The 23,538-nt window shown below is 68.5% G+C and carries 24 protein-coding genes; 11 read left to right on the forward strand and 13 right to left on the reverse strand.

What is annotated here, in order from left to right:
- The first annotated feature begins 29 nt into the window (after positions 1 to 29).
- A complete protein-coding gene (locus CupriaWKF_RS27235) occupies positions 30 to 566 on the forward strand; it encodes a phosphonate degradation HD-domain oxygenase (RefSeq protein WP_276101538.1) in 537 nt (178 codons plus the stop codon).
- A complete protein-coding gene (locus tag CupriaWKF_RS27240) occupies positions 563 to 1,018 on the forward strand; it encodes a GNAT family N-acetyltransferase (protein ID WP_276101539.1) in 456 nt (151 codons plus the stop codon). Before CupriaWKF_RS27235 ends, CupriaWKF_RS27240 begins: the two co-directional genes overlap by 4 nt.
- 70 nt (positions 1,019 to 1,088) lie before the next feature.
- Here the strand turns inward: CupriaWKF_RS27240 and CupriaWKF_RS27245 are convergent, their stop codons facing one another.
- From CupriaWKF_RS27245 to CupriaWKF_RS27270, 6 genes are all read right to left on the reverse strand, one after another.
- On the reverse strand, positions 1,089 to 2,036 hold the full coding sequence (locus CupriaWKF_RS27245) for a tripartite tricarboxylate transporter substrate binding protein (protein WP_276103230.1): 948 nt from the start codon (positions 2,034 to 2,036) through the stop codon (positions 1,089 to 1,091).
- Positions 2,037 to 2,092: 56 nt separating this feature from the next.
- Positions 2,093 to 3,424 (reverse strand): DUF1254 domain-containing protein, encoded by a 1,332-nt coding sequence (locus CupriaWKF_RS27250; RefSeq protein WP_276103232.1) that lies wholly within the window; start codon positions 3,422 to 3,424, stop codon positions 2,093 to 2,095.
- A 16-nt stretch (positions 3,425 to 3,440) separates the two neighbouring features.
- Positions 3,441 to 4,769, reverse strand: a complete 1,329-nt coding sequence (locus CupriaWKF_RS27255; RefSeq protein WP_276101540.1) for a DUF1254 domain-containing protein — start codon at positions 4,767 to 4,769, stop codon at positions 3,441 to 3,443.
- Positions 4,770 to 4,812: 43 nt separating this feature from the next.
- A complete protein-coding gene (locus CupriaWKF_RS27260) occupies positions 4,813 to 5,811 on the reverse strand; it encodes a tripartite tricarboxylate transporter substrate binding protein (RefSeq protein WP_276101541.1) in 999 nt (332 codons plus the stop codon).
- Positions 5,812 to 5,904: 93 nt separating this feature from the next.
- Positions 5,905 to 8,070: an acetate--CoA ligase family protein gene (locus CupriaWKF_RS27265; protein WP_276101542.1), complete on the reverse strand. Its 2,166-nt coding sequence runs from the start codon at positions 8,068 to 8,070 to the stop codon at positions 5,905 to 5,907.
- Between the two features lie 52 nt (positions 8,071 to 8,122).
- Positions 8,123 to 8,929, reverse strand: a complete 807-nt coding sequence (locus tag CupriaWKF_RS27270; RefSeq protein ID WP_276101543.1) for a helix-turn-helix domain-containing protein — start codon at positions 8,927 to 8,929, stop codon at positions 8,123 to 8,125.
- A gap of 162 nt (positions 8,930 to 9,091) precedes the next feature.
- Here CupriaWKF_RS27270 and CupriaWKF_RS27275 point away from each other — a divergent pair, with 162 nt between their 5' ends.
- On the forward strand, positions 9,092 to 10,090 hold the full coding sequence (locus CupriaWKF_RS27275; RefSeq protein WP_276101544.1) for a tripartite tricarboxylate transporter substrate binding protein: 999 nt from the start codon (positions 9,092 to 9,094) through the stop codon (positions 10,088 to 10,090).
- Positions 10,091 to 10,135: 45 nt separating this feature from the next.
- On the opposite strand, the gene phnN is transcribed toward CupriaWKF_RS27275, so the two are convergent.
- The 4 genes from phnN to phnF form a co-directional block, all read right to left on the reverse strand.
- Entirely contained in the window at positions 10,136 to 10,702 is a 567-nt protein-coding gene (gene phnN / locus CupriaWKF_RS27280; protein WP_276101545.1) for a phosphonate metabolism protein/1,5-bisphosphokinase (PRPP-forming) PhnN, read from the reverse strand.
- A complete protein-coding gene (locus tag CupriaWKF_RS27285; RefSeq protein ID WP_276101546.1) occupies positions 10,699 to 11,418 on the reverse strand; it encodes a DUF1045 domain-containing protein in 720 nt (239 codons plus the stop codon). Before CupriaWKF_RS27285 ends, phnN begins: the two co-directional genes overlap by 4 nt.
- Positions 11,415 to 12,632, reverse strand: coding sequence for an alpha-D-ribose 1-methylphosphonate 5-triphosphate diphosphatase (locus tag CupriaWKF_RS27290; RefSeq protein WP_276101547.1), 1,218 nt, complete (start codon positions 12,630 to 12,632; stop codon positions 11,415 to 11,417). Before CupriaWKF_RS27290 ends, CupriaWKF_RS27285 begins: the two co-directional genes overlap by 4 nt.
- Before the next feature lie 104 nt (positions 12,633 to 12,736).
- The gene (phnF, locus tag CupriaWKF_RS27295; RefSeq protein ID WP_276101548.1) at positions 12,737 to 13,471 is read right to left on the reverse strand and encodes a phosphonate metabolism transcriptional regulator PhnF; all 735 of its coding nucleotides are present in this window, start codon (positions 13,469 to 13,471) and stop codon (positions 12,737 to 12,739) included.
- Positions 13,472 to 13,682: 211 nt separating this feature from the next.
- Here phnF and phnG point away from each other — a divergent pair, with 211 nt between their 5' ends.
- From phnG to CupriaWKF_RS27330, 7 genes are read left to right on the forward strand one after another with little or no spacing between them, the layout of a single operon-like run.
- Complete coding sequence (gene phnG / locus CupriaWKF_RS27300; RefSeq protein WP_276101549.1) at positions 13,683 to 14,168, forward strand: phosphonate C-P lyase system protein PhnG; 486 nt, start codon at positions 13,683 to 13,685, stop codon at positions 14,166 to 14,168.
- Between the two features lies 1 nt (position 14,169).
- Entirely contained in the window at positions 14,170 to 14,787 is a 618-nt protein-coding gene (phnH, locus tag CupriaWKF_RS27305) for a phosphonate C-P lyase system protein PhnH (protein WP_276101550.1), read from the forward strand.
- Between the two features lies 1 nt (position 14,788).
- A complete protein-coding gene (locus CupriaWKF_RS27310) occupies positions 14,789 to 15,925 on the forward strand; it encodes a carbon-phosphorus lyase complex subunit PhnI (protein ID WP_276101551.1) in 1,137 nt (378 codons plus the stop codon).
- Complete coding sequence (locus CupriaWKF_RS27315; protein WP_276101552.1) at positions 15,922 to 16,827, forward strand: alpha-D-ribose 1-methylphosphonate 5-phosphate C-P-lyase PhnJ; 906 nt, start codon at positions 15,922 to 15,924, stop codon at positions 16,825 to 16,827. Before CupriaWKF_RS27310 ends, CupriaWKF_RS27315 begins: the two co-directional genes overlap by 4 nt.
- Entirely contained in the window at positions 16,824 to 17,600 is a 777-nt protein-coding gene (gene phnK, locus CupriaWKF_RS27320; protein WP_276101553.1) for a phosphonate C-P lyase system protein PhnK, read from the forward strand. Before CupriaWKF_RS27315 ends, phnK begins: the two co-directional genes overlap by 4 nt.
- A 2-nt stretch (positions 17,601 to 17,602) precedes the next feature.
- Positions 17,603 to 18,331: a phosphonate C-P lyase system protein PhnL gene (gene phnL, locus CupriaWKF_RS27325; protein ID WP_276101554.1), complete on the forward strand. Its 729-nt coding sequence runs from the start codon at positions 17,603 to 17,605 to the stop codon at positions 18,329 to 18,331.
- A 30-nt stretch (positions 18,332 to 18,361) separates the two neighbouring features.
- Entirely contained in the window at positions 18,362 to 19,585 is a 1,224-nt protein-coding gene (locus tag CupriaWKF_RS27330) for an alpha-D-ribose 1-methylphosphonate 5-triphosphate diphosphatase (RefSeq protein ID WP_276101555.1), read from the forward strand.
- Between the two features lie 134 nt (positions 19,586 to 19,719).
- Here the strand turns inward: CupriaWKF_RS27330 and ppk2 are convergent, their stop codons facing one another.
- From ppk2 to CupriaWKF_RS27345, 3 genes are all read right to left on the reverse strand, one after another.
- Positions 19,720 to 20,547 (reverse strand): polyphosphate kinase 2, encoded by an 828-nt coding sequence (ppk2, locus tag CupriaWKF_RS27335; protein ID WP_276101556.1) that lies wholly within the window; start codon positions 20,545 to 20,547, stop codon positions 19,720 to 19,722.
- A gap of 199 nt (positions 20,548 to 20,746) precedes the next feature.
- Positions 20,747 to 21,481 carry an ATP-binding cassette domain-containing protein gene (locus CupriaWKF_RS27340; RefSeq protein ID WP_276101557.1) on the reverse strand — a complete coding sequence of 245 codons (735 nt, stop codon included), beginning with the start codon at positions 21,479 to 21,481 and terminating at the stop codon, positions 20,747 to 20,749.
- 410 nt (positions 21,482 to 21,891) lie between these two features.
- Positions 21,892 to 22,686 (reverse strand): GntR family transcriptional regulator, encoded by a 795-nt coding sequence (locus tag CupriaWKF_RS27345; protein WP_276101558.1) that lies wholly within the window; start codon positions 22,684 to 22,686, stop codon positions 21,892 to 21,894.
- 624 nt (positions 22,687 to 23,310) lie between these two features.
- On the opposite strand from CupriaWKF_RS27345, the gene CupriaWKF_RS27350 reads away from it, so the two are divergent.
- On the forward strand, positions 23,311 to 23,529 hold the full coding sequence (locus CupriaWKF_RS27350) for a hypothetical protein (protein ID WP_276101559.1): 219 nt from the start codon (positions 23,311 to 23,313) through the stop codon (positions 23,527 to 23,529).
- Positions 23,530 to 23,538 lie beyond the last annotated feature (9 nt).

Raw genomic sequence — 23,538 nt, forward strand, 5'->3', positions numbered from 1 at the left:
AACCCCAAGCGCACCCATTGCAGAATTCCATGCTGACCCTGCCCCGCATCGAATCCCTGTTCGCCAGCCACGGCACCGCCTACTACGGCGGCGAGGCGATCAGCCAGACCGCGCATGCGCTCCAGTGCGCGCAACTGGCCGAGCAGGCCGGCGAACCCGAGCCGCTGATCATTGCAGCGTTGCTGCATGATGTCGGCCACCTGATGCTGGCCGAAAGCAGCACCACCGACATGCGCCACCAGGAAGCCGCCGCGGATGCACTGGCGGCGCTCTTCGGCCCGGACGTGACTGAGCCCGTCCGCCTGCACGTGGCCGCCAAGCGCTACCTGTGCGCGATGGATGCCGGCTATTTCGGCACGCTGTCCGAGGCCTCGGTCCATAGCCTTGCGCTGCAGGGCGGACCCTACGATGCCTCCCAGGCGAGCGCATTCGCGGCGGCCCCGTACGCCGACGCCGCCGTACGCCTGCGCCGCTACGATGACCTGGCGAAAGTCGTGGATCTGCCCACGCCGCCGCTCGCGCACTACCTGGACATGGCCGCGCGCTGCGCGCGTCCCGCGGCATGAGCGATCCGGTGCCGAGCTTGCGCGAGGTGCAAGGCAGCGACGAGGAGCTTCGGCAGCTCGCCGCCCTGCTCGCGACCATGGACGACGAGCCGGAGCTTGCGCTGGCCACCATGCGCGAACGCTATGCGGCGATGCAGCGCTTCCCGTTCTACCGCTGCTACCTGATGGTCGATGCGGACGATCGCCCGCTTGGCACGTTCAGCCTGCTGCTGTTCCCGACCATGGTCCACGACGGACGCCCGGAAGCGATTGTCGAAGGCGTTGTGGTCGCGCCCGCCGCGCGCGGCACGGGCGTCGGCAAGGCCATGATGCACGAAGCCATGCGGATCGCGCGCGAGGCCGGCGCGTGCAAGCTGGCCCTTTCTTCCAACGCGCGGCGCCTGCGCACGCACGATTTCTATCGGAGCCTGGGGTTCACCGAACACGGCATCAGCTTCAGCACGGCGCTGTAGGCGCCGGGCCGGCTGCTCGTCGCTGCCCTGCCAAGCGCCTGTGTGCGGAGTGCGAGCGCCGTGCGTGCGGCTACTCCAGCACCACGCCGCTGGCCTTGATCACCGTCGCCCACTTGCGCACTTCCGCGTCGATGAAGCCCGCGAAGCCAGCGCTGTCCACCGGCTCGGGCTGCAATCCCAGCGCCGCCAGCTTGTTGCGCAGATCCGCGCCGGACAGCACGGCGGTGGCATCCTGGTTGATCTGTCGCACGATGGCGGCGGGCGTGCCGGCCGGCGCCATCAGGCCGAACCAGCCGTAGCCGATCACGCCGGGATAGCCCTGCTCGACGAAGGTGGGCGCATCGGGATAGACCGGCGTGCGCTGCTCCGAAGCGACCGCCAGCACTCGCAGCTTGCCTGCCTTGATAAATGGCAGCGCCGTCGTGATGGCGGTCAGCGTGGCATCCACGCGGCCGGCCAGCAGTTCGGTGTAGGCGGTGGCATCGCCGCGGTAGTGCACGTTCAGCACCTTGAACCTCGCCTGCGCGCCAAGCAGTTCCGCCGTCAGGTGCGGCCCGGACCCGGCGCCGGGCGACGCAAAGGTGACGCCTTGCGCCCTGGCACGGGCCAGCTTCACGAAATCCGCGACCGAGCGCGCCGGCGAGTCTGCCTTGACGATCAGGAACACCGGGCCGACCACGCGCGGCCCGACCGCGACGAAATCCCTGTGGATGTCGTATTGCTGTGGCAGCCCGGCCGCCGTATTGATGGCAAACGGCGCGGCGGCCCACAGCAGCGTGTAGCCGTCGGGAGTGGCGCGCGCCAGCGTTTCGTTGGCCACCCGGGTGCCGGCGCCGGGCTTGTTCTCGACCACGAACTGCTGCCCGTACTTGCGGCTCAGCGCTTCGGCCAGCAGCCGTGCCGAGGTGTCGTTGGACCCGCCGGGACCATAGGGGGAAATCAGCCGCACCGTGCGCGCCGGATACGCTTGCGCCCGTGCTGCCAGCGGCGCCAGCGCGGGCGCCGCACCCAGCAGCATCAGGCCACGCAGGCGTGCCAGCATGGCCCTGCGCGATATCGTGTCAGCAGTCATCGTCATGCCTCCGTGGCCTGGATGCCCGGATACGGGAAGGTCTTGCCGAGGTGCGCCTCGCCCGGCACGTAGAGCCGCAGGGCCACGTAGAAGTGCCCCGCCGGCGCCGGCAGCCAGTTGCCGTGGCGTGCCGCGTCGCGCGGCGCGGCGGCACCCAGGTGCAGGCGCAGGCTGCCGTCCGGCTCATAGCGCAGGCTGGGCGAGCGGTCGCCCAGTGAATAGCGGCCGATCGGGTTTTCCACCAGCATGCAGTCGCCCTTGTCGTACATGGTCAGCGACCAGAACGCGCCCACCTGCGGCAGCTGGCCAGCGCGAAACACCAGCTCGTGCGCTTCGTTGCCGTCGAGCGGGCGGCCGTGTGCGTCGCAGTCAGCGATGATGTACATGGCCTCGTCCATGCCCAGCGCGCCGATGTAGTTGCGCGCCACCTGGGCGCGCTCGGCATAGCGCGTGCCGAACGACTCGCCGATCTCGACTGGCAGGCTCCAGCCGCCGCCAAGCGCGGATGGTATCGGCCGGGCCAGCTCGTCCAGCACCTGCTCCATGGCAGCGGCCAGCAGCGCCACCTGTTTATCGTCCAGCGGCATGCCCTCGCAGGCGGTACCGAGGCCAACCGCCGCGAAGGATTGCACGGTCGTCGCCTCGTCCGCTGGCGGCGGGTTCTCGCGCAGCGCGCGGTTCACCACTTCGGCATAGCGCCGCACCTGTTGCGCCGACGCGCCGAGGTGTTCGCTGGGCAGCATGCCGACGTCGTACGCGCGCACAGCGTCGCCGCCGTCCGGCAGCGTCATCCGGAAGCGGTCCTGCAGCGCATGCACCGCGGGCAGGTCGTCAGGGCCGTCCACCAGCAGCCTGCCCAGCAGCCACACCGCATCGGTCGGACAGGCGATGGCGGTGGCGCCAGCCGGCGCTTCGCCCTGCCAGCCGGGACCGTGCAGCAGGAAGCGCCCGGGCTGCGTGCCGGTGGTGCGGCTGCCGATGTAGGCAAACGGGTTGGTATAGAAATCGAGCAGCCCGAGCACGTAGTAGCGTCCGGCGCTGTCCGGCACTTCCAGCAGCAGCGCCCCCTGCGACAGGTCGAGCCAGGCGTTGCTGTACAGCGTGTCGTTGTTGGGCGTGACCACCTGCCGGTGCTGCGGGCCCAGCAGCTGGCGCGTGTGGAAGAACTGGTTGACCCAGCGCAGCGTGCCGTCGGGGCGCTCGTCGGCAAAGGCGCCTTCACGGCGGCGGCGCGGGCAGGTGGCGGCGCGCATGCGCGCCATTTCGTAGAGCGGCAGCGTGTACAGCACGGCCTCGCGGGCCAGCGCGGGCGTATGGAAATCGGCGGATGGCATCATGGAATCTCGCTCCTCAGGCAATCCGGCGCACCGGCGGAATGCGGTACTCGCCCGCGATAAAGGCCGGCGCGGGATGGTACAGGCGCAGGATCAGGTAGAACGGGCCCGCGGGAGCGGGCAGCCAGTTGCCGGCCCGTTCGGCCTGTTCGGGGCGCCGGTGCGAGATCGGGATGACCAGGCTGCCGTCTGCCTCCATGCGCAGGCCCGGCGTGCGGTCGCCCACGGCATAGCGGCCGATCTCGTTGGCGCTGAAGAAACGGTCCTCGCCGTATAAGGACACCGACCAGAACGCCTGCGCCGGCGGCAGCATGCCAGGCGGGAAGCGCAGTTCATACGCGTGCGCGCCATGCAGCGGCTCGCTGTCGGCATCGAAATCGGCCATCGCATAGATGGCCTCGTCGGCGCGCAGCGCACCGAGGCCCTTCATCGCGGTGCAGGCGCGCTGCAGCCAGTCATCGCCATAGATGCCCAGCTTCAGGCTGTAGCCCCAGCTCTTGCGGCCCTGGCTGCGCGTATGCGCCTCGATCAGCTGCATGGCCTGGCGATACGCATTCTCCAGGCCGGCGCGGACCTCCGCGCGCAATGCTGTGACGTCGATCTCGCCCTCCAGCTTGAGGCCGGCCTTGCGCAGCAGCGTGAACGCGCCCAGTTCGCGCTCGCTGGGCGGATACTCCCGCAGTGCGTTGAACAGGTTCTGGAAGAAGTCGAGCGCCTCGTTGCCGGTATCGCACCATGCGCGTACGCATTGCGGCATCGTCTTGTCCGGCGCGTCGAGCGCAAAGCCGCTTTCGAACGCATGGGCCGCGGCCAGGTCGGCGCCCTGTACCAGCACGCGCCCCAGCAGCCACACCAGCGAGGTCGGGCAGGCCACGACATGCTCGCCTTCGGCGTGCTGGCCGGGACCGACCAGCGTCACGGTTCCACCTTCGGCCGGCACGTTGCGCGGACCCAGGTTCTCGAAGTTGTTGGTCCAGGCATCCAGCAGCTCCACCACGTAGTACCGGTCGCGCTGTGGGTCACACTGCGGCAGCGGCGGCACGCACAGCGTGACCGGTCCGTCGGCCAGGTTGGCCCAGCCGCAGAAGTACAACAGGTCATTGGCAGGCGTGACGACATCGCGGTCTTCATGCGTCCACTGGCGCTCGCTCGCCGACAGCGTGTTGACCGGGGCGCGGCCATAGGCGGTGGCCTGGCTGACCGCGGTCTGCACCTTGCAAGTACGGATCGTTTCGACCAGCGGATAGCCATAAATCACCAGCGGTATGGCGGCGGCGGCCGCCAGCGCTTCCTGGCTGGAGCTGTAGACGGGTGCGGCGAACAACTGTGGTGCGGGATGGTTCATGAGGGCTCCGAAAATGGGCGGACAAAGTGGGGACCGTGGCAGCTCATTCCTGGGCCGCACCGCTTGACTTGACCAGCGCGGCCCAGGCGGACACATCGCTGCGCATCTGCGCAGCGAAGGCGCTGCGTGGCTGGGGGGCGTAGCGCATGCCGAGCGTGTCGGCCTGCGCTTTGACGGCAGGATCTTGCATGACCGCGACCGTGGCGCGTTCGAGCTTGTCGACGATCTCGACCGGCGTGCGCGCGGGGGCGAACAGCGCGAACCAGCTGTCGACGCCGAACGCCACGCCCGCTTCGGTAAAGGTCGGCACATGGGGCAGCGCGGGCGAGCGCTCGGAGCCAGTGACCGCCAGCGCCCTCACCTTGCCGCTGCGGATCAGCGGCAGCGTGCCAGCGAGGTCCGACATGGCCACGGGCAGCGTGCCGCCCATTACGTCGGTCAGCATCGGGCTCACGCCCTTGTAGGGGATATGGCGCAGGTGGATGCCGCCTAGCACGTTGAGGCTTTCGCCCGCAAGATGGCCGCCGGAGCCGTTGCCCCATGAACCGTAGGCCAGGTCGGCACCGGGGCGCATGGCCGTGGCGATCAGCTCGGGCAGGTCGCGGCCGGTAAAGCCGGGGCCGGCGATCAGCACGTTGCCGCCATAGAAAAGCCGGCTGACGGGCACGAAGTCGCGCAGTGGATCATAGGTCAGCCTGGGGAAGATCGCTGGCGCGATCGCATGCGTGGCGGAGATGCCCAGCACCAGCGTGTAGCCGTCAGGCGCGGCGCGCGCGACCTGGGCCGAGCCAATGGTGCCAGTGGCACCCGCCACGTTCTCCACCACCACGGTCTTGCCGAGTTCCCTGGACAGTCCCGCCGCGAGAAGCCGGCCGACCACGTCGGTGCCGCCGCCCGGCGGGAACGGTACGACCAGCCGGATCGGCTTGTCGGGATACGCGCCGGCGTGCGCAGGGGAAGCTACCCCGCACAGTGCCACGGCGAGCGCGCCCAGTCCGTGCAGCGCCATGCGCCGCGCCGGCAAGTGCGTGTGCATCTGCATGCTTGTCTCCTGTCTTGTTTGAGGTACTGCGTCTTGTCGCGACAGCGGCGCCCGTCTGCGCGGGCATCCTGTCCATCGCGTTGCGCGCCGTCGCTATGAAGCGCTGCGACTGTCCGGGCGAAGCGTGACCACCGCGTCAGCGGCGACCAGCCCCTGCGCGGTAACGATAAAAGGATTGATCTCGAGCGTGTCCAGGCGCTCGCCCAGCTCGGCGGCCAGTTGCGACACCGTGGCCAGCACCTGCGCGGCGGCATCGAGATCCACTGCGGGGTTGCCGCGATGCCCTTCGCACAACGCGGCGGCGCGGCAGTCGCGCAGCATCGCGCGCGCTTGTGCGCGTGACAGCGGCGCCAGCCCGCAGGCAGTCTGGCGGAAGATCTCGACGGCAGTGCCGCCGATGCCCGCCAGCGCCACCAGCCCGAACACCGGGTCGCGCCGCACGCCGACCATCACCTCGCCCCAGCCTCGCACCATGCGCGCTACCAGCACGCCTTCGAATGGCACCGGCGCGCCGCTTTCGGTGCGCGCCAGGGCGACCGCTTGCGCCATGCGGTCGAAGGCATCGCGCACCGCCTGCGCATCGGCGAGGTTGAGTGCCACGCCGCCGACATCGCTCTTGTGCAGGATTTCGCGCGAGCACAGCTTCACCACCACGGGATACCCAAGGCCCTCGGCAATGCGCACCGCCTCGTCCGCATCGTGCGCAAGCCCGTGCGGAGCTACCGGCACGCCGGCGTCGGCGAGCAGGCGCATGGCCTCGTGCTCGGACAGCGCCGTGGCTCCACGCGGCAGCTCGCGCAGTCGCGCATCGGTCCGCGGCCCGGTCTCTGACGACGTACGCCGGGCGGACTCCAGCTCCGCCGCCTGCGCCAGCGTGGCGACGGCTTCCACGGCGTGACCAGGTTCGCGAAACACCAGGCAGCCGCGTGCTTCCAGCCATTCGCGCTTGTCGTCGTCGACGATGCCGGCCAGCAGCAGCGGTGCGGCATCTGCGTCTTCGCTTAACGCACCGATGGTCTGCTGCAGCGCTGGCCACAGCCGCGGCGCACTGGCGCCACCGGCGAGAAAGGCCGCCACGCAGCCGTAGGCGCCGCTGCGCGCCACGCCTGCGATGGCGTCCATGAACACGCGCGGTTGCGCCACCACCTGCCCCGTCACGTCGATCGGATTGGCGGTGCTGGCGAACGGGATCGCGGTGCGCAGCGCCTCGGCCGCGTCGTCCGGCATCGGCGGCAGCGGCAATCCCAGCTGTTCGGCACGATCGGCCATCATGATGCCCACGCCGCCCGACACGGTGACGATCGCCAGCGGCGTGGCGGCGCCGGTGCGCCCCGCTTCCCGGCGCTGCCAGGCCGCCGGCCGCCGGCCGCGGGTCAGCACATAGCCGAGCCGGAAGAACTCTTCGAGCGTATGGGCCCGGTGCACGCCGTAGGCATCGAACACCGCCTGGTACACCGCATCCTCACCAGTCAGGCTGGCCGTGTGCGACTGCGCCGAGCGCGCGCCTGCCGCCGTGGTGCCGACCTTGGTGACCACCACCGGCTTGCCCGCCGCACGCGCCGCGGCCAGCGCCTGGCGCAGGCGCGCGCCGTCGCGGCAGCCTTCAATGTAGGCAAGGATCACGCGGGTGTTCGGGTCGTTGGCCAGCCACGCGATCACGTCGGCAACCTGCAGCCCGGCCTCGTTGCCGGTGGTGACCCAGTGGCTCAGGCCCAGCCCCGCTTCGCGCGCCAGCGCGTACGCATAGGCGCCGAAGGCCCCGCTCTGGCTGACCAGCCCGACTTCACCGACCGGCGGCACGCCGCCAAGCGGGATCGGCGAGAAGGTGGCGAACATGCGCTCGCGCAGGTTCATCGCGCCCAGGCAGTTGGGGCCCAGCAGCGTCACGCCGGCATCGCGTGCGCCGCGCGCCAGCATGTCCTGCATGCGCACGCCGCCCTCCCCGGCTTCCGCGAAGCCTGAGGTGAAGACCACCGCGGCCCGCGTGCCGTTGCCGGCCAGCTGCGCCATCACGTCCTGGCTGGCGCTGGCCGGCACCGCCACGATCGCCAGGTCGACGGGTTCGCCGATCTCCGCCAGCGAGCCATAGGCACGCAGGCCCTGCACCTCGGCAGCGGACGGGTTGACCGGATAGAGGCGCCCCGCATAGCCCAGTTCGCGCAGCAGCCGGATCGGCATGCCCCCCACCTTGTCCGGCTGGGTGGAAGCACCGACCACCGCGATCGAACGCGGGTACAGCAGGGAATTCAGGTCAACCATGTGGCTGTCTCCAGGTCTTGTTTTATGGTTAGTTTCGGCCGGGCCTGGCCGGCTAATAGCGCAGGCCGGTGGCGGCCTCGATGGAGCGCACCATCTCCATCAGCAGCGGCGCCACCTTCTTTTCCATCATCCCGCGCTTCACCTGCGAGCCAGGCACGGCGCAGTTGAACAGCAGCGGGCGGTTCAGGTACTTGATGCGCGAATAAACGCCCACGCCGTACACGCCGACCCCGGCGTCACCCTCGTTGAGCGCGAAGCCGCGCTTGGGGTAGTGCGCGACGTTTTGGCACAGCGTGTCGTAGAACGCGGCGTACTCCTCGGGTCGCTCCTCGCGGGCGGCCACCATCAGGCTTTCGAACTGCGCCTTCGACAAGGTGCACAGGTAGGCCCGGCCCATGGCCGTGCTCAACACCGAGCGCACGGCGCCGGTTCCCGGCCGGGCCGGAGTGCCCTCGTTGTGGGTGCAGGACTGCAAGTAGGTCACGTCGAGCCGGTGCGCCACGCCCATCGACGCGGCACCCTCGATGCGGTCCGCCAGCGCCTGCATCAGTGGCCGGGCCACGTGGCGCACCTGCAGCCCGGCCAGGTACGGGTAGCCCAGCGCCAGCACCTGAGCGCTGACGAAGTACTTGTCGAGCTTGGGATCCCAGTCGAGGTAGCCCAGCTCGAACAGCGTGCGGCAAATGCGCGAGACGGTGGCGCGCGGCAGTTGCAACCGCTGCGACAGCTCGCCGTTGCCGAGCGGGCGCGGCTCGTCGATAAAGCAGCGCAGCAGGGCGAAGCCCTTGGCCAGCAGGCCGCCGAAGGACGGATCGTCGCGGCGGCGTTCGGCAATGAATTGTTCGACTGGCAGGTTCATGGCGTTTTCCTCTTTACCCAGTCTGGACAGCGAGCCATCCAGTGTCAAAAAGCGGAATCAATTTCCAAATATTGGAAATATAGGCTGTCTTATTGACCCATGAGGCGTGCCGCCCATAAGGTTCTCCGGCATCGGGCACAGATTCGAAAAGGAGACAAGAACATGAATAACCGCACCCTGGCACGCCGGCGGCGAGCCTTGCTGATCACAGCCGCGGCCTTGTGCCTGCTGCCGCCTGGCGCAGGCGCCGAGGATGCCTACCCGACCAGGCCGGTGCGGCTGGTGGTGGCGTACCCGGCAGGCGGACTGACCGACACGCTGGCGCGCGCGCTTGCGGATGGCCTCGGCAAGCGGCTTGGCCAGACCATCGTGGTTGAAAACAAGGGCGGTGCGGGCGGCATCATCGGCACAGACCAGGCGGCCAAGGCGGCGCCCGACGGCTACACCCTGCTGCTGACCATCCCTGGCCCGATCACGTCGAACCTGGCGCTATACAAGAAGCTGCCCTACGATCCGCGCACCGACCTGCGCCCGATTTCCGACATCGCCACCGCGCGCACCGTGCTGGCGGTCAATGCCGCCGTGCCGGTCAAGACCGTGGCCGAACTGATCGACTACGCCAAAAAGGAACCGGGCAAGCTGCGCATGGGTTCCTGGGGGCCGGGCACCCAGCCGCATACCATCCAGACCTACATGGCCAGGAAGTACGGCGTCGACATCCTGCACGTGCCCTACCGCGGCGAGGGGCCGATGGTGACCGACCTGCTCGCCGGCCAGGTCAATGTGACCGTCGGCTCGGTCACCGCGTTGCAGCAACACTTCGCCGGCGGCAAGTTGCGGCCGATCGCAGTGACCGGACCGTGGCGCGCCAGGTCTCTGCCCGACGTGCCCACCTTTGCAGAGGCAGGCTTTCCCGACGACGCCTACCGGCTGACCGGCCCGATCACGCTGATGGCCCCGGCCAAAACGCCCCAGCCTGTCGTCGACCGCCTCGGCCGCGAGGTCAGCGCGCTGGTGAAAAGCCCGGCCTTCGCCAAGCGTGTCGAAGACATGGGGGCAGAACCGATCGGCAACACCCCGTCCGAGGCAGCCAGTGCCTACAAGGCTTACCTGCCGGTGGTGCTGAAGCTGACGGCCGACACCGGGGTCACGCTGGACTGACGCCCAGCCGGAGCGCCTGCCGCAACGAGCGCGTCCAGCCGCCGGTCAGAGGCCGACCAGCCGGGCGAATGCCAGGGTCGAATCTTCCAGCGCGCCGCTGTTGTCGATCTCGACCACGCGGCATTGCGCCGGCACGGCAAAGGACTCATCCGCGCGCGCGAGACGCTGCACGATCGCCTCTTCGGACTCACGGCCGCGCTGGCGCAGGCGCGCGCCCAGCACTTCCGGCTTCACGCGGACATGCACGGCGCAAAGCTTCGGGTAGCGTGCCACCGCATGCGGCAGGTGCTCGCGCGAGCCATTGACGATGACCTTCAGGCCGCGCGCCAGCCACGGCTCGATCTCCAGGCCGATGCCATAGTGCAGGCCATGGCTGCGCCAGTGCAAGGCCATGCAGCCAAGCGCGGCGCGGCGCTCGAACTCGCCAGCGGAAAGGGAGACGGAAGCCTCGTTGGCATCCGCGTCCCGCGTGATGTAGCGATGGGCCACAACCACGCGGTCGCGCGGCCCCAGGCGCGAATGCAGCGCGCGCAGCAGCGAGTCCTTGCCGCTGCCCGATGGCCCCATGACATAGAACAGGCCGGTGCCGTCGATATTCATGGGCTGGCTCATGCTTCCAGATAGGCGGTGCCGGCTCCGTCCACCACGCTGCCGTCGAAGCGGTAGTGCCTGCCGACGACGAAATCTTCACCGGCCTCCGGCTGGACGAATACGCTGATGCCGTCCACATGCAGCGGCGTTTGCAGCAGCTCCTGGCAATCGGCGGATAGTCTTGCCAGCGCGGCAACGGCATCCACGGCCGCAAGCATGCCCGTCAGCGTGATATGGAACTTGAAGGTGTCGAAGACATAGGGATAGCCCCAGGCTTCCAGCATCTGACGCTGCGCGGCCGTGAGCTGATGCGGACGGCGGCGGGCGACTTCCTCGGCGGTCGCGGGCGCGCGGAACGGCTCGAATGCCTGCACGCAGGCATCGGCCAGTGCGTGTGTTGCGCGTGCACCGGCCGTGTTCTCGTCCAGGCACCAGGCCACGAAGCCACGCAGCTCACGCAGGACCAGCGGTGCATCGATCGCGTTGTGTTCCCTGGCAAACGACCGGGCAGCCGCGTCGAGCATGGGCGCGCTGGCGCCCGTCGCCAGCCTGAACGGCGGCTTCAGGGTGGCATGCAGGCCATAGTGCGCGGGCGCGTCGATCCATGCCCGCGGCCGGTCCGGATGAGGCAGCGCGGCGCCGGTGTCGGCGTCGCGGCCGAGCCACTGGCTGCCGAACGTACGGAACGGCTCGCCGGGGGCGAGGTAGATGGCGTAGCGATGGGCTTGCATGATCACGCTGCCTTGCTGTCGTTGCCGGCCAGGCCCGCGCCGGAAATATCGGTCATGGGCAGCGGCATGGCGGCATGCTTCAGATGGCCGCCAACGATCGTCGCGACCACGCGCGGCAGGCCGGGCTGGCGGTCATCGACCACGATCGCGTCGGCGCGCAGGCCGGGGACCAGGGTGCCGCGGTCACGCAGGCCCGCGGCGCGCGCCGGATTGCGCGATACCAGCTTCCAGGCTCCGGGAAGGTCCACCACGCCAAGCTGCACCAGCTTGAACGCGGCCTGTAGCGGGGCCGGATAGTAGTAGTCGGACGCCAGCACCGTGCACAGCCCCGCCGATACCATTTCGGTGGCATTGGGCGCACCGGTATGACTGGTGCCGCGTACCACATTGGGCGCGCCGAACACGACGTCATCGCCGAGCTGGCGGGCCAGGCGCGCGGTCTCGACCGACAGCGGAAATTCCGCGATGCGGCAACTCTGCCCGTGGTAGCGCTGCCGCGTGGCAAGGTCCGGGTCGTCGTGCGATGCCACGGGCAGGCCCGCGCCGCACGCCGCGGCAATCAGGCGGGACATGGCGCCCGGTACGTCTTGTTCGTGGCGGCTGGCCGCGCGCAGACGGTTGCGGAAGGTCTCCATGTCGCACTCGGCGCGCTCCGCGTATTGCAGGACCTTGCGGTCGTCGCCGATGCGGCGGACCATGGTCGGCAGGTGGTCGTTGATGGCCAGCAGCCCGACGCGCCCGGCTTCCATCCAGGCAAGTGCCGTCTCCACGCCGTCGAGATGGTAGGCCTCGAAGCGCAGGTGGACCTTGTGCGAGGCGCCGAGCACCGATCCGAGCTGGGCCAGTGCTTCAAACATGCGCAGTGCGTAGGCCTCGCCGCGCAGCCCGCCTTCCCATGACAGCGTCACGCCGTGGAACTCGGTGGTGATGCCATGCGCGAGCAGCTGGCGGTCCACATCGAGCAGCGCGCCCGCGTATGGGAAGCTCACGCCGGGGCGCGGCATCACGGCGCGCTCGAAGGCATCGCCATGGAGATCGACGATGCCCGGCAGCACGAGCAGGTCGCCGGCGTCGAGACACGGCCCCGCCTGCGGCATCTGCTGCGCCACGCAGCCGTCATGGAACCCCAGCGTGGCCGGGACGATGGCGCCCGTACCCAGCACGCGGCGGCCTGTAATCCCCGCGAGCGGGGCCGTGGTAGCTTGGCTAGTGATATGCATAGGCGATACGTTAGTGCCGGTAAATGACAGCCGGATGTCTAGACCAATGCGACACGGCGCCGTCGTTCCCGGCGGTCACGGAATGCTTCAGGATCGCGGGCATGTTACTCACTGTCGGAAACCGTGAGTTGCACCCAGTCTCCGGCAAAGCGGGTCATGCTGTACTGCAGCGGCGCACCGTCGATATCGACGTTCAGCGCCTCCACCTGCAGCACCGGGCGTGTCTTGGGCTGGTTCAGCAGCCGCGCGACCGGCGCGCTCGGCATCGACGCCGTGATGCGCGACCATTTGCGCGTGTAGTCGGCAATGCCAAAGTGTGCGAGCGCGCGCGAAATCGACAGCTTTTCGCGCAACTGCTCGGCCAGGCCGGGAAAGCGCTTGTTGTCGAAATAGTGCTCGGCGACGTCGATGGTGCGGTCTTCGGCCTTGCCGATCATCTGCACGTGCAGGATGTCCGCGGTGCGCGGCAGGCCCAGGTGCCTGGCGATGTCGGGCGCGCGCAATACCCGGCTGTCCAGCATCTCGACATGCCCGCGCATGCCCTGCGCGGCGAGGTTCTGCGAAAAGCGCGTGCGGCGCCCGATCGCATAGTCGATCGCGTGTTCCTGCACGAAGGTGCCACGGCCCTGCTCGATCCGCACGAGGCCGCTCAGTTCCAGCTCGCCCATGGCGCGGCGGATGGTGTGGCGGTTGACGGCGAAGCGGCTGGCCAGCTCCGGTTCCGGCGGCAGTTGTTCACCGGGGCCATAGAGCTTGTTGCGGATGTCCGCTGCCAGCGCCTCGCCAATCTGGCGCCATACCGCGACGCCGGAACCCCGTTCCACTTCTCGATCAGACATTGTCTTGCCTTGCCCTTTGTCATCAAGCATTCATCGGAGCGGATTTCACTACCGGTTCCGGTCCGTACCCGTGATTGTGCCTCAGCCCCGCCTTCGCACGGTCGAGTCCGAGCATCGGCCGGGTCCGTCACGAAAGCTTCATACCAGTATGTTCTAGTGTCGCCGTGCTGATACTGCTAACATCTAAACGTATAGACGTATAGGGGTGACAATGCAAGACGATACCACGGCGGACGCCAACGCAGCCCGTGCTGCGTGGCTGCGCATCCTGGCGCTGGCGCCGCCGGATGCGCTCGATGCGGCCTACGCGCAACTTTCCGGTCCAGGCGGCCTGCCCGCCCACCGCCTGCTGCGCAAGCCGGAAGCCGGCATGGCCATGGTGCGCGGCCGTGCCGGCGGCACTGGCGCCCAGTTCAACCTTGGCGAAGTCACGGTGACGCGCTGCGCCGTCGTGCTCGAAGGCGGAACCGCGGGCGGCACGGCGGGCGTCGCCTACATTCAGGGCCGCGGCACGCGCCACGCCGAGCAGGCGGCCGTGCTGGACGCCCTCCTTCAGCGCGCCGACTGGCACCAGCGCGTGCAGGAAACGGTGCTCGGGCCGCTCGCACGGGCCCAGGCCGAACGGGCCGCAAGCCGCGCGGGCGTTGCCGCACAGACGCGCGTGGAGTTTTTCACCATGGTTCGCGGAGAAGACTGACATGCAACCGCTCCAACCCACCACCGCCGCGGCGAGCGCCTCGCTGTTGCCCGGCTTCGGCAATCCGGTCGAAGATGCCCAGCAGGTGTTTCGCGCCACGCTCGATGCCATGGCCCGGCCCGGCACCGTGCAGCCGCTGCCCGCGACAAGCGGCGTGCCGGAAGGCCTCTCGCCGGCCCAGGCCGCGCTGCTCCTGACGCTGGCCGACGCCGATACCCCGGTCTGGCTGCCGGCAGGCGTGCCCGCTGCGGTGCGGGCCTTCCTGCGCTTTCACTGCGGCTGCCCGCTGGTGGACGACGTCGGCGCGGCCACCTTTGTCTGCGTTCCCGCCGGCCATGCGCAGCCACCCCTGGCCGCTTGTGCGCAGGGCGAGCCAGCCTATCCGGACCGGTCGGCGACGCTCATCGCGGAAGTCGCGTCTCTTGCCGACGGCGAATCGCTGACACTGCGCGGCCCCGGCATCGAGACCACGCAGCGTCTGCATGTCAACGGCCTGCCCGACGGCTTCCGCGCAAGCTGGCGCGCCAACCACGCCGCGTTCCCGCTAGGCGTGGACCTGCTGCTGACCAGCGGCGACCAATTCTGCGCGCTTGCGCGCACCACGCAACTGGAGGACTGACATGTACGTAGCCGTCAAGGGAGGCGAGCGTGCCATCCTCAATTCCTACCAGAGGCTCGATGCCTACCGCCGCGGCGATACCGCGGTGCCCGAGCTGACGCTGGCGCAGATACGCGAACAGATGCCGCTGGCGGTCTCGCGCGTGATGGCCGAGGGCTCGCTGTACGACCCGCACCTGGCGGCGCTGGCGCTCAAGCAGGCCGCGGGTGACCAGATCGAAGCCATCTTCCTGCTGCGCGCCTACCGCACCACGCTGCCGCGCTTTGGCTACACCCAGCCGGTCGACACGGGCAAGATGCGGCTTGAGCGCCGGATCTCGTCGACCTTCAAGGATGTCCCCGGCGGACAGGTGCTCGGCCCGACCTACGACTACACGCAGCGCCTGCTGGACTTCTCGCTCGAAGCCGGGCGCGACCCGGAGCCGCTGGCACCGTCGCCCGAGCCGCTGGCGTCCGACATGCCGCGCGTGACCGCACTGCTGGAGGCCGACGAGCTGGTCGAGGCCGATGCCATCCCTCCGGGCGACCCCGCCCCGCCCGACTTGACCCGCGAACCGCTGACGCTGCCCGCCGGCCGCGCCGCGCGCCTGCAGAACCTGGCGCGCGCGGACGAGGGCTTCCTGCTGTCGATGGGCTACTCGACGCAGCGCGGCTACGGCAACTCGCACCCGTTCGCAGCCGAGATCCGCTACGGCACGGCCGAAGTCGAGCTGTTCGTCGAAGAGCTGGGCTTTGCCGTGACCATCGGCCAGGTCGATCTGACCGAATGCCAGATGGTCAGCCAGTTCACGGGCAACGCCAGCGAGGCGCCGCGCTTCACGCGCGGCTACGGCCTGGTGTTCGGCTACGGCGAACGCAAGGCCATGTCGATGGCGCTGGCCGACCGTGCCATGCGCGCCGCCGAGCTTGGCGAAGCCGCCGATGCGCCGGCCAATGACGTGGAATTCATGCTCTACCACAGCGACAACGTCGAGGCCTCCGGCTTCGTGCAGCACCTGAAGCTGCCCCATTACGTGGACTTCCAGGCCAACCTGGAACTGCTGCGCCGCCTGCGCGCGGAGCAGGAATCGGCGCGGCCCGACGCCGCGCCGTCAGTTGCCGCACCCGCTACCCAGCCCCCGGAGGAGACGCTGGCATGAGTCAGACCCACGCTACCGCCGCGCCGGCCGCCGTGGCCCGCGACGACCACTACAACTTCGGCTACCTCGACGAGTCGACCAAGCGCATGCTGCGCCGCGCGCTGCTCAAGGCCGTGGCGATCCCCGGCTACCAGGTGCCGTTCGGCAGCCGCGAAATGCCGCTGCCCTATGGCTGGGGCACGGGCGGCATCCAGGTCACAGCCGCCATCATCGGCACGCAGGACGTGCTGAAGGTCATCGATCAGGGTTCGGACGACACCACCAACGCCATCAATATCCGCCGCTTCTTCGGCCGCGTGACGGGCGTGAAGACGACCGAACGCACGGCCGAGGCCAGCATCATCCAGACCCGCCACCGCATCCCCGAATCGCCGCTGCGCGCGGGCCAGGTGATGGTGTTCCAGGTGCCGATTCCCGAGCCGCTGCGCTGGCTGGAGCCGAGCGAACGCGAGACCCGCACCATGCATGCGCTCGCCGAGTATGGCTCGATGCACGTCAAGCTCTACGAGGACATCGCCCATCACGGGCATATCGCCACCACCTACGACTATCCCGTGATCGTCAACCAGCGCTACATGATGCGGCCCTCGCCGATCCCGAAGTTCGACAACCCGAAGCTCGACCGCAGCCCCGCGCTGATGCTGTTCGGCGCCGGGCGCGAGAAGCGCGTCTATGCGGTGCCACCGTACACCTCGGTCAAGAGCCTGGATTTCGCCGACCACCCGTTCACCGTCGAGAAATGGAGCCACTGCTGCGCCCAGTGCGGCGCGACCGACAGCTTCCTCGACGAGATCATTACCGACGACGCCGGCACGCGCATGTTCGTGTGCTCGGACACGGAATACTGCAGCGACCGCACCGACCGCACGGCCGCGCAGCAGGCCGAAGGAGCCGCACCATGAGCGCCACCCCGCTGCTTTCCGTCCGCCATCTCACGCGCACCTGGGACGGCGTGCACGGCTGCCATGACGTGAGCTTCGACCTCTACCCCGGCGAAGTGCTGTGCGTGGTGGGCGAATCGGGCTCGGGCAAGAGCACGCTGTTGCAGGCCTTGTCGATGCAGGCACCGCCGCAGCGCGGCAGCGTCAGCTACGACATGCGTGAGAGCGGCCTGACCGACCTGTCCACGCTTTCCAGCGCGCGCATGCGCCTGCTGGCGCGCACCGACTGGGGCTTCGTGCGCCAGCACGCCCGCGACGGCCTGCGCATGCAGGTCAGCGCCGGCGCCAATATCGCCGAACGGCTGATGGCTGTCGGCGAGCGCCACTACGGCGACTTGCGCGAGATCGCGGGCGCCTGGCTCGAAAAGATGGAAATCGACCTGGCGCGCCTTGATGACGTGCCCACCACGTTCTCGGGCGGCATGCAGCAGCGCCTGCAGATCGCGCGCAACCTGGTCACCCACCCGCGCCTGGTCTTCATGGACGAACCGACGGCGTCGCTCGATGTCTCGGTGCAGGCGCGCCTGCTTGACCTGCTGCGCCGCCTGGTGACCGACCTCGACCTGGCCGCCATCCTCGTCACGCACGACCTGGCCGTGGCGCGCCTGCTGGCGCACCGCACGCTGGTCATGCAAGGCGGCCGCGTGGTGGAGCAAGGCCTGACCGACCAGATCCTCGACGACCCGCAGCATCCGTACACGCAGTTGCTGGTTTCGTCCATCCTGCAAGGCTGACCATGACACACGCCGAACCCAAGCAAACCATGATCGAGGTCCGCGGCCTCGGCAAGATGTTCACGCTCCACAACCAGGGCGGCATCCGCCTGCCTGTGCTGCGCGCCATCGATTTCGACGCGGCTGCCGGCGAGTGCCTGGTGCTGTCGGGCCCGTCGGGCACCGGCAAGAGCACGCTGCTGCGCTGCCTGTATGGCAACTACCTGGCCACCGAAGGCACCATCCGCCTGCGCGATGCCGCCGCGCCGGACGCGCCGTGGGTCACGCTCAGCCACGCGCCCGAGCAAGTCATCCTGAGGCTGCGCCGCGACGTGATCGGCTATGTCAGCCAGTTCCTGCGCGCGATCCCGCGCGTGGCCGCGCTCGACGTGGTGGCCGATCCGCTGCAGCAGCGTGGCACCGGCCGCGACGAGGCCCGTGCCCGCGCCGCCGCGCTGCTGGAGCGCCTGAACCTGCCGCGCCGGTTGTGGGACCTGCCGCCGGCCACGTTCTCGGGCGGCGAGCAGCAGCGCGTGAACATTGCGCGCGGGCTGATCGGCGGACACCCGATCCTGCTGCTCGACGAGCCGACTGCCTCGCTGGATGCCGACAATCGCGCCGTGGTGGTGGAGCTGATCCGCGAGGCGCTGGCCGAAGGCCGCTGCCTGATCGGCATCTTCCATGACGACGCCGTGCGCGAAGCCGTCGCCACGCGCCTGCTGCCGCTGCAGCCGGCCGCCGCCATCGCCTGATTACCCTGCCAACCGATACAGGAACCGGACATGTCTTCCACCTACCTGACGCACGCCACCCTGGTACTGCCCGACCGCGTGCTGCCCGACAGCGCCCTGCTGATCGAGCATGGCCGCATTGCCGCGATCGAACCGGCAGCGCATGCCGTGCCGGCCTCCGCACAGGTCTTCGACCTGCGCGGACACACCGTGATGCCCGGCCTGATCGATGTCCATTCCGATGCCATCGAAAAGGAAGCCGAGCCGCGCGCGGGCGTGATGTTCCCGCTCGATTTCGCCGTGGCCCAGGTGGACCGCCGCAACGCCGCCGCCGGCATCACGACGCCGTACCACGCGCTGTCGTTCGCGAGCAACCAGTTCGGCGTGCGCAACAACGACACGGCCTCCACGCTCGTGCGCACCGTGGCCGCTTACCGCAGCCACAGCCTGGTCGACAACCGCATCCATTGCCGCTATGAAGTGACCGACGCCAGCGCCGTGCCGGTGCTCGAAGCACTGATGGCCGAAGGCGTGGTCGACCTGCTCTCGGTCATGGACCATTCGCCCGGGCAAGGCCAGTTCAAGACGCTGGACGCCTACCTGTCGTACATGATGGGCAACCATGGCATGAGCCGCGAGGAAGCCGTCGACGCCGCGCAGAAGAAAACCGCAGAGCTCGAAGGTGCCAACGAGCGCGTGCAGCGCCTGCTGGCGGCGGCGCAGGGCCTGCAGATCCCTACCGCCAGCCACGACGACGATTCTCCGCAGCGCATTGCCGCCATGCATGCGCTCGGCGTGCGCATGAGCGAGTTCCCGATCAATGTCGAAACGGCTCAGGCCGCCGCCGAGCGGGCGTTGCCGACCATCCTAGGGGCGCCCAACGTGCTGCGCGGCAAGAGCCAGAGCGGCTCGATGCGCGCGATCGACGCCATCCATGCGGGCGTCGGCCATATCCTGTGCTCGGACTACCAGCCGTCGACGCTGATCGCCGCCGCCTTCGCCGCCGCGCAACAGGCGGGGCTGCCGCTGAACCAGGCCCTGGCGCTGGTCACGGCCAATCCGGCCGATGCGTGCATGCTGGCCGACCGTGGCCGGCTGGTGCCCGGTGCGCGCGCCGACGTGATTGCGGTGGCGGGCGTAGCGGGCCAGCCGCTGGTGACGCATACCTGGTGCGCGGGCCGGCTGGTGTTCTCGGCCGGCTATCCGGCGGTGCAGCACGCGCGCGTCCACGCGCCGGTGGCGGTGCCGCAGGCGGCAGAGCGCGAGTTAGCCTGACAGGCCGGCGCCCGGCGTCGTTGCCGTCAGCCGCAGCGCCTCGCACGCGTTGTGGGCCACGACGCCATCCGGCTGCTGCCAGGCGAGGATCCGGGCGGCCTTCCGGGCCGTATTGCGGTACCAATACCGCCGGACTAGAAGCGCTCCGGCACGCGCCGGTACGGATAATCCGGCTCTTTGTAGCCTTCCGTTTTCTGCCGGGCCGGCAGTTTCGGCTTTTTACGGGGGACCGCTTCATACGGAATACGGTCCAGCATATGGCTGATGATGTTCAGCCGGGCGCGCCGCTTGTCGTCGGAGCGGGTCACGAACCAGGGCGATTCGTCAGTGTCCGTCGCCGCGAACATGGCATCGCGCGCGCGCGAATAGTCGTACCAGCGCGAGTACGACTTCAGGTCCATGTCGGTCAGCTTCCAGGTCTTGCGCTGGTCGTTAATGCGATCCTGCAGCCTGCGCGTCTGCTCTGCCTCGCTGACTTCCAGCCAGTATTTCAGCAGCACCACGCCCGACTGGATGATGGCCTGCTCGACCAGTGGCACAGCACGCAGGAAGTCGTCCACCTGCTCGTCGCTGCAAAATCCCATGACCCGTTCCACGCCGGCCCGGTTGTACCAGCTGCGGTCGAAGATCACGATTTCTCCGGCGGCGGGCAGGTGGGGGATATAGCGCTGTATATACATCTGACTCTTTTCGCGCTCGGTTGGCGCCGGCAGCGCCACCACGCGGAACACGCGCGGACTCACGCGCTCGGTCATGGCCTTGATCACGCCGCCCTTGCCGGCGCCGTCGCGGCCTTCGAACAGGATGCAGACCTTGGCGCCGGTAGCCTTGACCCAGTCCTGCAGCTTGACCAGCTCGACATGCAGCCGGTACAGCTCCTCGTCGTACTGCTTGCCCGTCATTTTCCCGCCGGCAACGCCGGCATCGTCTGCTTCGCGCTCTCCCTGCTTCTTCTTGCCCATGCGCAGTCTCCGGTGGATGACCGGCCCGATCGGCCTTCTATTACTTTGGTGCGTCGAACGCCATAGGGCAAGTCTTCGTTGCGCGGGCGGGCGTCCAGGGCGGAAATCCCGCCTGCTGGTATAGCGCTACGGCGGTACGTCGCGCAGTCCGGCTTCGCTGACGGCCACGTCGACCGGTGGACGCCTTGGCGTCATGGCGTCATGGCGGCGCCGGCTCCCTGCCGCCCTGCTCCGTGGCGGGCGCCTTGACGCTCTCCCTGGCAGCGGCGCTGCTCGATGCGACCAGCTTGCCGTCTGCCAGCACCAGTACATCGTCCGCCACCATCGCGGCATGGGGCATGGCACGCTCGGCCATCAGCACTGTCGCCGCGTCGGTACGCAGGCCGCGGATCGTGGCTGCCATGCGTGCCGCCTCCGCGGCATTGAGGCCCGCCATGATCTCGTCAAGCAGCAGCAAATGCGCGCGCGCTGCGATGGCGCATGCGAGCGCCAGGCGCTTGCTGAGTGCCGGCCGCAGACTGGCAGCGGCCTTGTCCAACTGGAACTCCAGGCCCAGCCGTCGCGCCACTTCGTCCGCCTGCGCGCGTGCGACATGGTGGCCCCGTACATGCACTTGCGCGCCGAGCGCAATGCAATCGTGCACCGTCCGGGCGCCTGCCACTCGTCCGGGGGGACCGACATAGCGCACCCCCAGCCGGGCCAATGCATGAGGGGACATGCCGGCAATGCTTTGCCCGTCTATCTCCACGGTGCCGCTGTACGGCGACAGCTTGCCCGCCAGGATGCCCAGCAGCGCCGACTTTCCCGCGCCGGCCGGGCCCTCCAGTGCCGTGACGCGTCCGCGGCCGACGGCCAGCCGGACGTTGTCCAGCACGGCACGGCCGTCAAGCCAAAGGCTCAGCGCGTCGGCGGCAATGATGACGTCCCGCTTCATGCGCGAGGCTCCGCGGCCGCGCACGGCATGGGCACCACGCACCGGACGGGCCCGCAAGGACCATGCAGCGCGGGACTCCGCAGGAACTGCGTGTAAAAGACGCCGGCCGCTGCCGCCGAAGCGGCAAGCGCGGCAATGACTGCCAGACGGCCGCGCATCCGCTCGATGCGCGGCGCCCCGGCTCCACCCCGGTTGTCGCGTCCCGCCACCCGGCGGGCCCCGTAGCGCGACAAGTACCGCCGCCACGCGCGGGGCAGTCCCGCGGCAGCAGACACAAGGATGCAGCACTGGCAGCCAGCCTTGCCGGCAAACAGGAATTCGGGAAAGCGGGAAGGCGCACGCGGCGCGTCCCCCGGGCGCCGGGCCGGATCATGAATGTTCATGCCTGCCCCGCTTGCGCCGCCACCGGCTCACCGCACACTGGCCGTGATATCGCCGGCCAGCCAGACCCACGCGGTGGCCTCGCCCACGCGCGTGAGCGCCATGCGGTAGGCATGGCAATGCGGCCGGTACAGGCCCCGAAGCCACTGGACCGGATAACCGTCAATGTCCCGCACGACCCGCACCACGGACAGCAGTGCCGCGCCCACCGGCTCTTCCAGCAGCGGCGCCGAGACCGCGTCTGCCGCGCAACTCGACAACAATTGCTCGGCGTCGCCGATGCGTATGCCGCCTTGCTCAAGCAGCGAGAGCATGGGCTGTTGTTGATCGAGGTCATGCGGCGTCAGCAACGGCGCCATATGGGCAGGCAGGTAGGTTGTGATCAGCGATGCCGGCTTGCCCTGATGGCAGCGCAGCCCCATGACCCGCAGGGCTTTCTGTCCCTCCGCCAGCGACAGCCCGGCGGCGGCATCGGCGGGGCATGGCTCCAGCCCGTACGCCAGCATGCGCACGGTGGTCTGCGCCGCCGAGGCAATCAGGCTATCCAGCGGCCCCTGAATCGACGGCTCCATTTCCGCGCGGCTCGGGTGGTCAAGCTTGACGAAGGTGCCTTGCCCGGGCCGCCGATAGACCATGCCTTCCCTGACCAGCTCAATGATGGCGCGGCGCACCGTCACCCGCGCCACCTGGTATTGCTCCATCAGCCTGAGTTCGGGGGGCAAGCCGCATCTGTCATAGAGTCCGCTCACGATCTGGTGGCGCAGCGCCACGTAGATCTGGTGGTAGCGGGGCATCGGCGAACGGGGTGAGCTGTCCATCATCATTTTTTGGGTTATCCGGGGGCGTTGCTGCGGTCGTTATCTCGCGACGGCAATACCCGGCCACGACAGACCCGGCTTCTGGCTGCCGGTGAATCGTCGGAGTGACGATAAAGGTATATCAGTCGCTATTCCCGTCTCAATAGGACATGAAGTAGGACATCCTAGTCATTTACCCCAATGCACCCAGTTGACTACAAAATTTCGTGATGTCAGTCTTTTCGCCAAGTTATTTCATTTGTCGCTGAATCTACGCAACAAGATGCATGCGTCTCAGGCGCTTTGACCTGGTATCGACAAGGCCTTTTTCAAATGTCGATTTGTGAAGGGTAGATATTGTTTCAGGCCATTTTGACGGGTTTTTGATACCGAACCCTGTCGATAGGCTGTGAGTTTCCGTGCGAATGGCCAGCCACGGCGATCGGATTATCGCGTAGCGATGAAGTCATTTATTTGGGGAGATATGGCCGGGAATACAGTACAGAAATTGCGCACAAATTCTGCTGGGCGTTTTTCAGTCCGCATTTCTCCCTGGGCTTGTCGTCGCGATGGCTGCAGCGACCTCCTATACTGAAAATGCTGCAGTACAGCATTTTCAGTATTCAGGGAACCACCATTTCGGAGTCAGCTATGTCCCTATGCGCGCTCTGCCAGGCGCTGGTCGACCGCCCCGGCCATTTTCCACCCCACCCCCGACTGGTCAAGTGCGGCCAGGTGCGTACGGCCACGGGGCAGAATGCATTCGCGTACCGGTGCGAAGACTGCGGCCAGGCCATTCTGCTCACGGCTGCCCATGAGGACGCGCCCGACCGCTGGGTGCTGGCGGATGACGAATCCGGCAACGCCTGAGCGCTGCCG

Origin of the sequence: Cupriavidus sp. WKF15 (genome assembly GCF_029278605.1) — a bacterium.
Classification (GTDB): domain Bacteria; phylum Pseudomonadota; class Gammaproteobacteria; order Burkholderiales; family Burkholderiaceae; genus Cupriavidus.